Annotated in this window: 13 protein-coding genes and 1 riboswitch; all 13 genes read right to left on the minus strand. The window is 72.2% G+C overall.

Annotated features, from left to right (window positions below):
* Window positions 1-347: 347 nt before the first annotated feature.
* The 13 genes from AB0937_RS17515 to AB0937_RS17575 all read right to left on the minus strand — a co-directional run bounded on the left by AB0937_RS17515 (window position 348) and on the right by AB0937_RS17575 (window position 14,012).
* A complete protein-coding gene (locus AB0937_RS17515; protein WP_366712640.1) occupies window positions 348-1,289 on the minus strand; it encodes a Ppx/GppA phosphatase family protein in 942 nt (313 codons plus the stop codon).
* A complete protein-coding gene (locus AB0937_RS17520; protein ID WP_366712641.1) occupies window positions 1,286-1,816 on the minus strand; it encodes a DUF501 domain-containing protein in 531 nt (176 codons plus the stop codon). Before AB0937_RS17520 ends, AB0937_RS17515 begins: the two co-directional genes overlap by 4 nt.
* Before the next feature lie 53 nt (window positions 1,817-1,869).
* Complete coding sequence (locus AB0937_RS17525) at window positions 1,870-2,346, minus strand: septum formation initiator family protein (protein ID WP_234846886.1); 477 nt, start codon at window positions 2,344-2,346, stop codon at window positions 1,870-1,872.
* A 118-nt stretch (window positions 2,347-2,464) separates the two neighbouring features.
* On the minus strand, window positions 2,465-3,745 hold the full coding sequence (eno, locus tag AB0937_RS17530; RefSeq protein WP_366712643.1) for a phosphopyruvate hydratase: 1,281 nt from the start codon (window positions 3,743-3,745) through the stop codon (window positions 2,465-2,467).
* Window positions 3,746-4,005: 260 nt separating this feature from the next.
* A complete protein-coding gene (locus tag AB0937_RS17535) occupies window positions 4,006-4,692 on the minus strand; it encodes a transglycosylase family protein (protein ID WP_366712644.1) in 687 nt (228 codons plus the stop codon).
* Window positions 4,693-4,696: 4 nt separating this feature from the next.
* Window positions 4,697-4,863, minus strand: a riboswitch (cyclic di-AMP (ydaO/yuaA leader).
* A gap of 227 nt (window positions 4,864-5,090) precedes the next feature.
* Complete coding sequence (locus tag AB0937_RS17540) at window positions 5,091-6,056, minus strand: transglycosylase family protein (protein WP_366712645.1); 966 nt, start codon at window positions 6,054-6,056, stop codon at window positions 5,091-5,093.
* Window positions 6,057-6,176: 120 nt separating this feature from the next.
* Complete coding sequence (locus AB0937_RS17545; RefSeq protein ID WP_366712646.1) at window positions 6,177-7,475, minus strand: cytochrome P450; 1,299 nt, start codon at window positions 7,473-7,475, stop codon at window positions 6,177-6,179.
* Between the two features lie 135 nt (window positions 7,476-7,610).
* Window positions 7,611-8,630: a nucleoside triphosphate pyrophosphohydrolase gene (locus AB0937_RS17550; RefSeq protein WP_366712647.1), complete on the minus strand. Its 1,020-nt coding sequence runs from the start codon at window positions 8,628-8,630 to the stop codon at window positions 7,611-7,613.
* A gap of 565 nt (window positions 8,631-9,195) precedes the next feature.
* Entirely contained in the window at window positions 9,196-9,843 is a 648-nt protein-coding gene (locus AB0937_RS17555) for a SurA N-terminal domain-containing protein (protein ID WP_366712648.1), read from the minus strand.
* Between the two features lie 139 nt (window positions 9,844-9,982).
* A complete protein-coding gene (locus AB0937_RS17560) occupies window positions 9,983-11,479 on the minus strand; it encodes a protein kinase (protein WP_366712841.1) in 1,497 nt (498 codons plus the stop codon).
* 38 nt (window positions 11,480-11,517) lie between these two features.
* Window positions 11,518-12,177: a hypothetical protein gene (locus AB0937_RS17565; protein ID WP_366712649.1), complete on the minus strand. Its 660-nt coding sequence runs from the start codon at window positions 12,175-12,177 to the stop codon at window positions 11,518-11,520.
* Window positions 12,178-12,362: 185 nt separating this feature from the next.
* Window positions 12,363-13,109, minus strand: a complete 747-nt coding sequence (locus AB0937_RS17570; protein ID WP_366712651.1) for an N-acetyltransferase — start codon at window positions 13,107-13,109, stop codon at window positions 12,363-12,365.
* A gap of 129 nt (window positions 13,110-13,238) precedes the next feature.
* Window positions 13,239-14,012: an HNH endonuclease family protein gene (locus AB0937_RS17575; RefSeq protein ID WP_366712652.1), complete on the minus strand. Its 774-nt coding sequence runs from the start codon at window positions 14,010-14,012 to the stop codon at window positions 13,239-13,241.
* Window positions 14,013-14,138: the final 126 nt, after the last annotated feature.

Consider the following 14,138-nt stretch of genomic DNA (forward strand, 5'->3'; position numbering starts at 1 on the left):
CCTCCGCGGCCCGCGTGATCCACGTCATGGTGACAACCGGGCTCCTTTGTGCACCGCGGAGCGTTGTCAATGCCGCGTGAGCTGCCTCTCTGTGCCGCGGAGGCCTCCGTGAGGCACTCCGTGAGCGCCGCCCGGAGTGCCCTTCCGGGCACCTCCATACCATGCTTCTGAACATGTTCAAAGGGCCGTTCAGCCCCCGGACGGGTCAACGGGGTTCTTCTCGTCGCCCGGGAGGGCCGAATTCCTTGTGAAGAACTTCACGAACTTTTCCGACGGGCTGTCGCCGGGGGGTCCGTCCGGACCCCCCGGGCACGCTCATTCGTGGTCCATGCCTGCTCAGAAGCGGGCTACGCCACCGACCACGCGATGCCGTCGAGGATGTCGTGCTCGCTCACGACGACCTCCTGCGCCCCGATCCGCTCCATGATCGCCAGGAGGACGAGGGCGCCCGCCCCGATCACGTCGACCCGGCCCGGATGCATGGAGGGCACGGCCGCCCGCTCGGCGTGCGTGGAGCGCAGCAGCCACTCGGTGATCTCGCGGACCCGGTCGTAGGACACGCGGGAGTGGTGGATGGCCTCCGAGTCGTACCCCGGCAGCCCCTGCGCGATCGCCGACACCGTCGTCACGGAGCCGGCCAGGCCGACCAGGGTGCGCGCCTCGCGCAGCGGAACGGTCTGCTCGGCGAGGTCCAGCGCGGCCTCGATGTCGGCCCGCATCGCCGCGATCCGCTCCTCGGACGGCGGGTCGCTCACCACGCCGTCCCGGACCAGGTGCCGCTCGGTCATGCGGACACAGCCGACGTCCACCGAGCGGGCCGCCCGGACGTGGTCGTCGCCCACGACGAACTCGGTCGAACCGCCGCCGATGTCCACGACCAGATAGGGCTTGGCAAGGCGGTCGTCCCCGGCGAGCTCCTTGGTGGCGCCGGTGAAGGAGAACTCGGCCTCCTGGTCCCCGGTGATCACCTCGGGCTCCACGCCGAGGATGTCCAGCACGCCGCGCACGAACTCGTCCCGGTTCTCGGCGTCCCGGGACGCGGACGTGGCCACGAACCGCAGCCGCTCCGCGCCGTGCTCCTTGATGATCCCGGCGTACTCGCGGCACGCCGCGAAGGTCCGCTCGAGCGCCTCGGGGGCGAGCCGGCCGGTGCGGTCGACACCCTGCCCGAGCCGCACGACCATCATCCGGCGGTCCAGGTCGGTCAGCTCTCCGGTTTCCGGGTCGGCGTCGGCGACCAGCAGCCGGATGGAGTTCGTACCGCAGTCCACGGCGGCGACACGGGTCACTGTGCGTCCTCCTCGGCGGTCGTCACACAGGCGCCCTTGCGCCACCACTCCGGCAGCATCGCCAGCGCCTCGTCGCCCAGCGGGTTCACCCCCGGCCCCGCGGCCAGCGAGTGGGCCACCAGGACGTGCAGGCACTTCACCCGGTCCGGCATGCCCCCCGCGCTCGGGAAGTTCTTCAGCTCCTCGATCTCGTCGCGCCGCCGGATGTAGTCCTCGTGCGCGGCGCGGTAGGCCGCGGCCAGCTCCGGGTCCGAGCCGAGCCGCTCGGTCATCTCCTTCATCACGCCGTTGGCCTCCAGCGTGCCGATGGCCGAGTTCGCCTTCGGGCACGTCAGGTAGTATAGCGTGGGGAACGGCGTGCCGTCCGGCAGCCGCGGGGCCGTCTCGACGACGTCGGGCTGTCCGCACGGGCAGCGGTGCGCGATCGCGCGCAGACCGCGCGGGGGCCGACCGAGCTGCTGCTTGAAGGCCTCGACGTCGGCGTCGGTCGGCTCGGTGCGCGGGGTGGTCGGCGGGGGCGTTTCCATGACTGTCTTCAGGCTGTCTTTCTCTGGTTTCGGGTCACTGGCAGGGGTTCGGGTCACCGGTCGGAGGCGTCGGCCTTGTCGACCCCGTCCCAGACGTTCGAGTACCAGGGACGGTCGGCCGCCCCCAGGTCGGTGCGCGACTGCTTCGCCGCGTGCGGGTCGACGACGATGAAGCCCGTCTCCCCCGGCATCACGTAGTGCAACCGCTGCCGGATCTGCTGCTCGGCGTACGCGTCGTCCTGCCAGCGCGCCTTCAGGTCGCGCAGCCGTTCGACGCGCTCACGGGCCTGCCGCTGCTCGCGCTGCAGGTCGTCGATCTCGGCGCGCTGCGAGACGTACTCCCGCATCGGGTAGGCCAGGGCCACGATCAGCGAGCACATCACCAGGGCGAGCAGCGCGGCCCGGCCGGTCAGCCGCGAGCGGCGGGCCTGGCGCCTGGTCTGGGAACGGTAGACCCGGGCCGCGGTCTGCTCGCCGAGCAACCGGATCCTGGTCGCGGTGGAGAACCGGTCCCGGTCCTTCACGGCCATCTGTCCGCCTCCCGCTCCACCGTCCTACGCGCGTACGTCCCCGGACACGGTACGGGACCGGGTACGGGGACGTACGTACGACTGGCTACGGCTTGACCCCGTAGGGGTCAGTGCCGGGTCAGCCCTTGAACCGCGGGAAGGCGCTGCGGCCGGCGTAGACCGCGGCGTCGTCGAGGATCTCCTCGATGCGCAGCAGCTGGTTGTACTTGGCGACGCGCTCGGAGCGGGCCGGGGCGCCGGTCTTGATCTGGCCGCAGTTGGTCGCGACGGCCAGGTCGGCGATGGTGACGTCCTCGGTCTCGCCGGATCGGTGGGACATCATGCACTTGAAGCCGTTGCGCTGGGCCAGCTCGACGGCGTCCAGCGTCTCGGTGAGCGAACCGATCTGGTTCACCTTCACGAGCAGCGCGTTGGCCGCGCCCTCCTCGATGCCGCGGGCGAGGCGCTCGGGGTTGGTGACGAACAGGTCGTCGCCGACGAGCTGGACCTTGTCACCGAGCTTGGCGGTGATGGTCTTCCAGCCCTCCCAGTCGTCCTCGAACAGCGGGTCCTCGATGGAGACGAGCGGGTACGCGTCGACGAGCTCCGCGTAGTACTCGGTCATCTCGGCGGCGGAGCGGGTCTTGCCCTCGAAGGTGTAGGAGCCGTCCTTGTAGAACTCGGAGGCGGCGACGTCGAGGGCGAGGGCGATCTGCTCGCCGGGGGTGTAGCCGGCCTCCTTGATGGCCTCGAGGATGAGGTCGAGGGCCTCGCGGTTGGAGCCGAGGTTCGGGGCGAAGCCGCCCTCGTCGCCGAGGCCGGTGGCCAGGCCCTTGCTCTTCAGGACCTTCTTCAGCGTGTGGTAGACCTCGGCACCCCAGCGCAGGGCCTCGGAGAAGGACTCCGCGCCGATCGGGGCGATCATGAACTCCTGGATGTCCACGTTGGAGTCGGCGTGCGAGCCGCCGTTCAGGATGTTCATCATCGGCACCGGCAGCAGGTGCGCGTTGGGGCCGCCCAGGTAGCGGAACAGCGGCAGGTCGCTGGCCTCGGAGGCGGCGTGGGCGACGGCGAGCGAGACGCCGAGGATGGCGTTGGCGCCGAGGGAGCCCTTGTTGTCGGTGGCGTCCAGGTCGAACATCGCCTGGTCGATCAGGCGCTGCTCGGTGGCGTCATAGCCGACCAGCTCCGGGCCGATCTGCTCGATGACGGCGAGGACGGCCTTCTCCACGCCCTTGCCGAGGTAGCGGTTCGAGTCGCCGTCGCGGAGCTCGATGGCCTCGAAGGCGCCCGTGGAGGCGCCGGACGGGACGGCGGCACGACCGGTGCTGCCGTCGTCGAGGCCGACCTCGACCTCGACCGTGGGGTTGCCTCGGGAGTCCAGGATTTCCCGGGCTACGACGACGTCGATGGACGGCACGAGCATCTCCTTCTTGATGTGACGCGGTACGCGGGTCGCGCGGACCCGGCGAGGTGCGGGCCCGGTGGCTCGCGACATGAGCCTAACCGGCCCGGGGCGATCGGCCACCGGGTCGCCCACCTCATGGACAGAACCGAGAGTAAATTGTTTCCGAACGGAACAAAGCCCGTTGCCGAAAAAACCCCGCCCCGGTGCGTACGGGGGGTGACGCACCGGGGCGGGGAGCCCGTGGACCCGGGAGGGTCCGGGTGGGCCGCTGCTTACTTCAGGTGCAGCTGCTGGCCCGGGTAGATGAGGTTGGCGTCCTCGAGGATGTCCTTGTTCAGCTCGAACAGCTTCTCCCAGCCGCCCTTGACCTTCTTGTCCGCGGCGATCGAGCTGAGGGTGTCGCCCTTGACGACCTTGTACTCGCCGTCGCCCTTCTTGACCTTCTTGCCGGTCGGGGTGGTGACGGTCTTCTTGGCCGCCGGGCGCTCGTCGGAGCGGGAGGCCGGCTGCTGCTGGGTCTCGCGGGAGTCGGTGCTCTGCTGCGAGGTGCTGCCGGAGTCGCTCGAGGAGCCGCCGCCGGTGTAGCCGGCGCTCGACAGGCCCTTGCCACAGACCGGCCAGGCGCCCTTGCCCTGGCTCGCCAGGACCTTCTCGGCGACCTGGATCTGCTGGTCCTTGCTGGCCTTGTCGGCGGTGGAAGCGTACTGGGTGCCGCCGTAAGCGGCCCAGGTGGAGGCGGAGAACTGCAGACCGCCGTAGTAGCCGTTGCCGGTGTTGATGGACCAGTCGCCGCCGGACTCGCACTGGGCGACCGCGTCCCACTCGGAGGCGGTGGCGGCGGAGGCGTTGCCGGCCGCCATCAGCGGGGCGGCGACGGCGGCGCCGGCGACACCGGCGACGGCGATGGCACGGGTGGCCTTGGACGGACGACGGTGCTTGCCCTTGCTGGAAAACAGCATGGATGGATCCCCTCACCGACGCCTGCGAGGTGAGCTGTCGGGTTCGGGCCGGTTGAGTTGCCCGGCCGCGTCCCTCCCGGGACACGGCTTCACCCCAAGCCCTTCCGGCACAACCTGCCGGTCGGGCACCTACCTTGGGTCCCCCGCTCCTGCCTACGGCGCTTGACGCGACGACTGTTCCCGTGCGGCCGCTGGCAGGATTCGGCGTTGCGGCAGCCGGGGCTCGCGGTGGCGAGCGGTCATGACCGTAGACACGCGATCGGCGGAATTTCAAAGACGATCAGGGCTTCTGAGATCTATCTCTCAGGGCCCCAAACGGGACATCAGCCGCGAATCGGGGCGCTAACTCGCACGGTTTCGGGGCGACTTCCGCCCCGGTTTCCGCACTGCCCGAACAGCTACTTCTCGTCCGCTTCGCCCTCCACCGTGAGCTTCTCACCGGGGAGGATGAGGTCCGGGTCGGCGCCGACGGACTTCTCGTTGCTCTCGTAGAGCTCGTGCCATCCGCCGCTGACGTCAAGGGAGTCGGCGATGGACCAGAGGCTGTCGCCGACACCCACGATGTAGGCACCCTCGGAGGCGTCGCGGGAGCTGTCGTCACCGCGCGAGGCGTGCCGGCCCGTGGACCCGCCCGTACGACCGTCCTCGGACTCCCGGGTCTCGTCGGCGCTGGGGCCGCGATGGCGGCCGGAGCCGGTGTCGGTCAGCTCCGAGGAGTCGCCCGCGGACTGCGAGTTGGACTTGTCACCCTTGGAGCCGGCCGACGAGGAGCTGCCGGACTGCCGACCCTTCGGCGATTCGGTGGATTCGGGCGACTTGTCCGGATCGGCGTTCTCATCCTTCGAGGCCGACGACCCGTCAGGCGACGACGAGGGCGACGGGGAAGCGCTCTCCGACAGGGACGAACCGAGCGAGTCGAGCAAACCGGGCGAGTCCACTTCACCGGACGAGTCGGACGATTCCGACGATTCGGATGAATCTGATTCCTTGTCCTGTTCGAGGCCGGAGAGCAGGCCACAGGTGCGCCATGCGCCGACCCCCTGGTCGGCGAGGATTCTCTCGGCCACGGCTATCTGCTGGGAGCGGCTGGCCAGGTCGGCGCTCGCGGCGTAGTCGAGGCCGCCGTGGCCCTCCCAGTCCTCCTGGGACAACTGCAGGCCGCCGTAGTAGCCGTTGCCGCTGTTCTGGCTCCAGGCGCCGCCGGACTCGCAGTCCGCGACCCGGTCCCAGGTCGTGCCGTCGGCCGCGCTGGCGCCGGAGGCCCCGAGGAGGGGGATCGCGATGGCGGAGCCGGTCACTCCGGCCGCGACGAGGAGAGCCGGAGCCTGGCGGGGGCGACGGTGCCGACCGTTCCCGGAGAGCATACGGAGACCTTTCACGTGACAGCAGTGACCGACGCGGCGCGATACCGGCCGCGTTGATGGGTGAACGTATCGGCAGACGATCACTTGTCACAAGTTCATGCCGCGCAGATCACGTGAAGATCACAGACCTGATGTTTCGTCACGTCCGGCCGGTGCGAACTCCACCGGCAGCGTGCGCAGCCCCCGCATGATGAGGCCGCCACGCCACCTCAGCTCGGCCGGATCCACGGCGAGCCGGAGGTCCGGGAGCCGGGTGAGGAGCGTGGCGAGCGCGGTCTGGCCCTCCAGGCGGGCCAGCGGGGCGCCGAGGCAGTAGTGGATGCCGTGGCCGTATCCGAGGTGCTGGTTGTCACGGCGGGAGAGGTCCAGGACGTCCGGATCGGCGAACCGCTCCGGGTCCCGGTCCGCGGCGGCCAGCACGACGAGGACGGGGTCGCCCTCCTCGATGCGCTGCCCGCCGAGGGTGAGGGACTGCGTGGCGAAGCGCCAGGTGGCGAGTTCGACGGGGCCGTCGTAGCGGAGGAGTTCCTCGACGCCGGTCTCCAGGAGGGCGCTCTCCCCCGCGGCCAGGGACGCCTGGAGCCGGGCACGCTGCCCGGGGTGGGTGAGCAGGGCGTAGGTGCCGTTGCCGATCAGGTTGACGGTCGTCTCGAATCCGGCGAACAGCAGGATGAAGGCCATGGCCGCCGCCTCGTTCTCGGTGAGGTGCTCGCCGTGGTCGGAGGCGCGGATCAGACCCGAGATGAGGTCCTCACCCAGGGCTGGCTCGGCCGGCAGCGCCTCGCGCTTGCGGTGGATGAGGTCGGCGAGATAGCCGCGCATCTTCTTCACGGACCGCGCCACGCCGCCCCTGGGTCCGCCCTGGTGACGGATCATCATGCCCGCCCAGTCGCGGAAGTCGTCCTGGTCCTCACGCGGGACGCCGAGCAGGTCGCAGATGGCGTAGATGGGGAGCGGGAAGGCGAACTCGTGGATCAGGTCGGCGGAGCCCTTCGCCGCGAATCCGTCGATGAGGGTGTCGGTGAGCTCCTGCACCCGCGGCGCGAACTCGGCGACCCGGCGGGGCGTGAACGCCTTGGACACGAGCCGCCGCAGCCGGGTGTGGTCCGGCGGGTCGATGTTGAGCAGGTGCGTCATCAGCTCCGCCTTGCGCTCCCCGGGGATCCCCGTCTTGCCCTTGGCGTGCGCCGGTTCGTCGTGATGCGCCGGGTTCTTGGAGAGCCGGGGGTCGGCGAGCGTCTGCTTGGCGTCGGCGTACCGCGTGACCAGCCATGCCTCCACACCGCTCGGGAGCCGCGTCCGGTGGACGGGGCTGTGCTCGCGGAGCCAGGCGTAGGCGGGGTAGGGGTCGCTCGCGAACTCCCAGGTGAAGAGGTCGGGAGCGGGCGGGGGCGGGCTGGGCCTGTGCTGGTCGGTCACGCGTCGACCGTATCCGGCTTCCTGCGGTCCCCCCGCCCGGCGTCGGTGCTCGGCCGAGCGGGCCCCCCGGCACGCCCCGCCCCGGTCCGACAGGCCCCGGGCCCGGCGACGCCGGCCTGCTCCGAACGCCGGGCCCTAGCCTTCGGCCTGCCGGATCGCGTCGCGGTAGGCGCGGGCCGCCGCTCTCAGGGCCGCCTCCGGGTCGACGCCCTCCGACTCGGCGCGGACGGCCAGGGCCAGGAGGTCGTAGCCGATGCCCTCGACGGGCGGGAGGGGTATGTCCAGGTTCGCCGTGCGGACGCGGGAGGCCAGCTTGGCGGCGAGGGCGAGGCCGGGCTGGCCGAGGGGGATGCCCTCGGTGATCGAGGTGCGCTGCTTCTCGACCGCCTTGGTGCGCAGCCAGTGCTCCTTGACCTCCTCGGGGGTGGTGGCCGTCGCGTCGCCGAAGACATGCGGGTGGCGGTGGATCAGCTTGGCGACAATGCCGCCGGCCACGTCGTCGATGGAGAAGGGTTCCTCGCCGTCCTCCGGGCGGCCCTCCTCGGCGATGCGGGCGTGGAAGACGACCTGGAGGAGGACGTCGCCGAGTTCTTCGCGCAGTTCGTCACGGTCGCCCTCCTCGATCGCCTCGACGAGCTCGTACGCCTCCTCGATGCCGTACTTGGCCAGGCCCTCGTGGGTCTGCCGCGAGGACCAGGGGCACTCGGCGCGGATGCGGTCCATGACCTGGACGAGGTCGAGGAGGCGGGCGCCGGGAAGGTCGTAGGAGGCCGGCAGCAGCTCCAGCTCGGGCATGGCGATGCGGCCGGTGCCGGCCAGCCGGGCCAGGCCGTCGGTCAGGGCCGGTTCCCCCTCGCCCGTCGCCACCACGACCACCGTGTGCCCGCCGGCGCAGGCGTCGACCAGCTCCTGCGCGCTCGGGGACACCTCGGCGACGTCGATCCCGGCCTCGCGCAGATACGGCAGCTGCGGGTGCGTGCCGTCCGCGCAGAGCACCCGGTCGGCCTCGTGCAGGGCCTGCCAGGCCGGCCAGGAGAGCAGGCCAGGGGCGACGCGGTGGCTGGTGGTGAGCAGGACGACGCGGCCGGCCGGGGCGACCGCGTCGGGAGCGGTCCGCTCGGGGCCCGGGGTGTCTTCGGGGCTGTTGGCGTTCACGCTTCGAAGCTATCCCACGCCGCGGACGGCGCCTGAAGTTGCCCACAGGGGCCTGGGAGGGGCGGGGGCGAGGGCGGGGGCCGGGGCCGCCCGGGGGGTGGGGCCCGGGGTGGGCCGGGACCCGCGAGGCCGGGACCCGCGAGCCGGGACCCGGAGGTGGAGGGCCCGGGAGGCCGGGGTGCAGGGACTCGGGGGCCGGGGCCCGCGGGCAGGGCCCGGGAGGCCGGGACTCGGGGGCCGGGACCCGGGGGCCGGGACCCGGGGGTGGAGGGCCCGGGAGGCCGGGGTGCAGGGGCCAGGAGGCCGGGGCCCGCGGGCAGGGCCCGGGAGGCCGGGGGGCCGGCGGGCAGGGGCCCGGGCCCAGGAGGTCGGGGCTCGGGGGTGCAGAGCCCGGGGATGCCGGGGCCCGGGAGGCTGGGACTCGGAGGCGGGGCCCAGGGGGCCCGGGAAGCCGGGGCCCGGCATGCAGGGCCCAGGAGGCCGGGAGACCGGGAGGCCGCGATGCCAGGGCCCGGGAGGCCGGGCCCCGGGGCCCGGGCACGCAGCGGAGCCGGCCTCTGACCGCCTACGTGCCCTGCTGCGTCTGCGCCGCCGTGACGTCGCGGACCCACGGCGTCTTCGCGTCGGCGCGGCTGCTCTTCTGGACGTCCCAGGTGCCGTAGCGGGGGTTGAGGTCGACGTTCAGGTCGTTGGAGGCGTCGGAGAGGGCCTTCCAGAACTCGGGACGGTCGGTGCCCGTACCGAGCTTCTCGGCGAGCTTCTGGGCCTCCAGCTGGAGGCGGAGGTTCTCGTCGAGGCGCTGCGGCGGGATGCCGTACTGCTGGAGCCAGGTCGTCTCCAGCCCCTTGGCGCCGCCGGCCTGCTGCTCCAGACCGGACCGCATCGCCTGGACCTCCTTGCGGGAGACGGTCACCCCGGCGTCCTGGGCGGCGCGGTGCAGCACCCGGTCCAGGACCATGGTGTGCAGGGTGTCGCGGGTGAGGGTGCCGGTCCGGGCGATGGCCTGCTGGTACTGGGCCTCGTCCTGTACGGCCGCCCGCTGGGCCGCGCGCACCTCGCCGACCCGCTCATCCAGCTGGGAGACGGTGATCCGCTGGCCGCCGACCACGGCCGCCGCGCCGGGATGCGCGTCGTTCCCGCAGGCGGTGAGCAGGGGTGCCGCGGCGGCGATCGCGGCGGTGAGGACGAGCGCGGTGCGACGGCGGCGGTGCAAGGAGACCTCCTGAGGAGATTGTGCGACGGTGCACAAGGTCTTGCGGTGATCGATGGTAGGCAGTGACCAGGCTCTGGCCAACCCATTCGACCAACGATTCACCGGGACTTCCGGCACCGCCGCGCCTCCGGGGCGCCCGTCAGCCGCGGACCTGCCCCAGCCACTGCAGCGTCCGGCGGATCTCCGCGCCGAGCGGGTGCCCGGGGCCGTGGGTGCGCTCCACGTCGTGGAGCAGCCGGGCCAGGGTGTCGTGGGCGCCGCCGCGGTCGCCGAGGGCGAGCAGGAGGTGGCCGATCCGGCGGCGCACGTCGTGCGCCAGCTCCGGGCCCCCGGCGGCGACGTACTGGTTCTCGTAGTAGGGCAGCACCGCGCGGTACTCGGCGAGCGCCGCGGCCGGGTCGCCGAGCTGTTCGAGGCATTGGGCGGCCTCGTAGCGGAAGCGCAGGGCCTGGGGGTCGGCCTGGCCCGCCTCGGCGGCGCGTTCGTCGGCGAGACGGCGCAGCTCGGGCAGCGCGCGCCGGTACTGGCCGTCGTCCAGGAGCGTCGCCGCGTACTGCTTGCGCAGGGTGCGCACGACCGGGGAGTGCGCGCCGTGCTGTTCGGCTGCGGCGGGCAGGATGCCCCCGAGGATGTCGACGGCCTGGGTGACGCGGCCCTCGCCGAGGAGCCGTTTGACCTCGTCGACGGCGCGGGCGATGTCCGTGTGCCCCGGGGGCTCGGTGACGGGCGGGGCGGGCGCGGGCCGGGGCGCCGGGGTGCGCGCACGATCCGGCCAGGGGGCGTGCGGGCGCAGGAACGGGCGGGTGGGGTCCAGGGCCGCTCCGGTGGGCGTCCCGCGCGACGGCAGGAGCAGCTCCAGGTGTTCGTAGACCTCCTGCGCGGAGGCGGGCCGGTGCTGCGGGTCCTTGGCGAGCAGGCGCAGGACGAGGGCCTCCAGGGCCTCGGGCACCTCGGGTCGGATGCGGCGCACGGGCAGCGGGGGCTCGTACAGGTGCCGGTGCAGGACGCCGAGGGCCGTGGAGCCGGAGAAGGGCACGTCGCCGCTGAGCAGTTCGTGCAGGACCACACCGAGCGCGTACAGGTCGGTGTACGGGCCGACCGCGCCGCCCATCGCCTGCTCCGGGGCCATGTAGGCCGGCGAGCCGATGGGGGTGCCGGTGTGCGTGAGCCGGGTGGTGTCCGCGTCCATCACGGACGCGACACCGAGGTCGAGGACGGTGACGGTGCCGTCCTGCTTCACCATCACGTTGCGCGGCTTGAGGTCGCGGTGGACGATCGGCACGGCGTGCACGGCGCTCAGCACGGCGCACAGTTGCGCGGCGACCGCGACCGCCCACTGCCAGGGGTACGGAGTGTGCTCGGCGAGGTGGCCGGCGAGGTCGGCCCCGTCGATGTACTGCATGACGAGGAACAGCTCCTCGCCCTCACTGCCCGCGTCGTGCACGGTGACCAGGCCGGGGTGGTCGACCTGAGCGGTCACCCGGCACTCGCGCACGAAGCGGCGGCGCAGTTCCTCCGCGTCCTGGCCGGCCACCTTGTCGGGGCGCAGCAGCTTCACCGCCACACGGCGGTCGAGCCGCTGGTCGTACGCCGTCCAGACCTGGCCCATGCCGCCCTGCCCGAGGACGGTGGACAGTTCGTAGCGGCCGGCGACGACTCGTCCCGCCGCCGCGGTCACCTTCCGTCCTCGTGGTCGCCGTCCCGGTGGCCGTCGCGGTGGCCGTCGCCCTCGTGCCGGCGCAGGTAGTCGCTGAGCTCGTCGAGTTCGGCGCGGACCTGGTCGATGCGGGCGGGGTCGGGCCGCTGGGGGGACGGGGGCGGCTGGATCGCGCCCGGGGCCGGGGGCGTGTCGTGCGCGGTGGGTGTGTGGTGCGCGGCAGGTGTGTGGGGCGCGGCGGGCTGCGGGACGGGGGTGGACGTCGGGGCGTAGGGCGGCGCGGGGTGCGGGTAGCCGTACGGGGTGTGGGTGACGGTCGCCGCGTGGGGCGGGGCGTAACCGGCGAACCTCCGCTGCTCGGCGTGGTGGCCGATGTCCACGACGAGGAAGTAGATGGCGGCGCCCGCCCCGAGCAGCAGGATCACGGCCAGCGCGATGTCGGTGCGGACGTCGTCCTCCGGCAGTGAGCCGATGACGGCGAAGCAGGCGATGGACAGCGGCAGGCTGACCCAGGCCAGCACCCAGTCGAGGGCCCGGCCGCGCAGGACGGCCACACGGAACAGCGGTACGCAGGCCAGCACGCCGCACGTGAGGAAACCGGCTGCGGCGAACAGCACGCGCAGGGAGATGACCGTTGCCGCGCTGCGGGGAGGCGGCGCCGCGCCGTGGCCGTACATGACTGCTCCTGGACCGGTGTGACCGATGGGGACGGACGTGCGAGTGACAGACCCTGTTGGGGATCCGAGCGTATAGCCCGACACGGACAAGCGGTCACGGGTTGTACCGAACCGTTGTCATGCTGATCACTTCGTGTGAACAGCCCGCCCCCGGCCCGGTCGTGGGACCTGGCGCGCGTCACGCCCTACAGGGGATGCCGCATCCACACGTTGGGCTCGACGTACACCGCGTATCCGCGCTCCGTCTCACAGCGCACCGGCACCAGAGCGCCCGGCACTTCGATGTCGCCGTCGGTTTCGAAGGGCAGGCCGGTCCAGCGGCGCCAGTCCGCGAGCGGGGCGGCCACCGTCATCGACGCCGGTGCCACCGAGTCGATGGTGGCTCCGGCCCGGGCGTGGACCCGCAGCCAGGGGTCCTGGGGCAGGCCGTCGGGGCGGACGCGGTGGGCGTACTCCTCCATGGGCGTGTGCGGTTCGAGGTGCTTGCCGCTGGGGCGGACCGGCGCGACGACTTCCCGGAAGCCGCGGGTTCGGGCGTTGTCGCGCAGGGCCGAGAGCATCACCGTGGACAGGCCGCGTCCCTGGGCGTGCGGGGCGACGGAGACCGAGATCGCGCTGACCGTGTCGGGCCGGGCTCCGCGCCGAAGGTCGGAGAACGCCCACACCAGTACCGCGTCCCAGCCGTTGGCCGGCAGCCGGCCACCGCGGTGCTCGGTGCCGAGGGCGAAGGGCACGCTGTAGGCGTTCGCCACGATCTCGCCCTGCTCGTCCTCGGCGAACAGCACGTACTCCGGGAGTTCGGCGGCGATCCGCGGGAAGTGGGCGGCGCCCACGAGGTCCTGGATCACGAACTGCGGCCAGCTGTCCGCCATTCCGACGACCCGCTCCAGCATGTCCGGGCGGTCGGCGAGGCTCGATATCTTCGGCTGCATGTGATCACGCTAGGCGGCGGCGCCGAACGCACGGAACCGAATTACGTGGCGGTCACGGGTCCGGCCGTCAACGACCGGCCGCCGACGGGTGCTGGGCTCACAGGGGCCGACCGACCGCCGGGGGGCCGGTCACCCGCCGCACTGCTTCAGCATCATCTCCTTGTCCGGTGCCGTCACGGGCAGTTCGTACTTCAGGGACACCTGGGCGAAGCGCACCGAGTAGGCGCAGCGGATGCGCTTGTCCGGGGGCAGCCAGGACGCCGGGCCGGAGTCGCCCTTCGAGCCGTTGGTCGGCCCGTCCACCGGGACGAGGTTGAGCGGGTCGTTGGCGATGGACTCCCGCTTGTCCTTGCTCCAGCGGGAGGCGCCCATCTGCCAGTCGTACGAGAGCGGCATGACGTGGTCTATCTGGACTTCGATCGCATGGGACTTGGTCCACTCGATGACCTTCCCGGTGTAGGGGTCGTGCAGCGTCATGGACGTGACGACGCAGTCCGATCCCGCCCGGAACCGCAGGTCCTCCCCGTCTCGTTTCAGCAGGTCGTTCCGCGAGTCGCAGCCGTTGTGGGAGAAGGGGACGTCACGTGGTGCCGAGTCCATCCAGGCGTAGCCGAACTCGTCCCGCTCGTAACCCGTCCTGGGGCCGCGGCCCTTCGTCTCCACCTTCTCGATCAGGGCACGCGCCTCCTCCTTGTCCGCGCCGGACGTGACGGCCGCCAGACCCGGCTTGGTGCCGTCCGGGTTGTCCAGCGGGTTCACGGCCCGCCCGTCACGCGCGGCCGCCGCACCGGAGCCGGAGGGTCCGCCGTCCGCGGGCGGGACCAGGCCCTCGCAGCCGGCGAGTGCCGAACCGGTGAACACCATCGCGACAGCCAGTGCCGCCCCACCCCTCAGACGCGTCACCCTGCGCCCCTCCTCTGTCTGCCTGTTCCGCTCCGGCACGGGCTGCCGGTGCCCGGTTCCACGGTAGCGAGGAAGAGGTTCAGACCACATCGGCCCTCAGTGCGCATACTTCACATCTCACGCGTA

It is taken from the genome of Streptomyces sp. NPDC047880 (genome assembly GCF_040706515.1).
Taxonomy (GTDB): domain Bacteria; phylum Actinomycetota; class Actinomycetes; order Streptomycetales; family Streptomycetaceae; genus Streptomyces.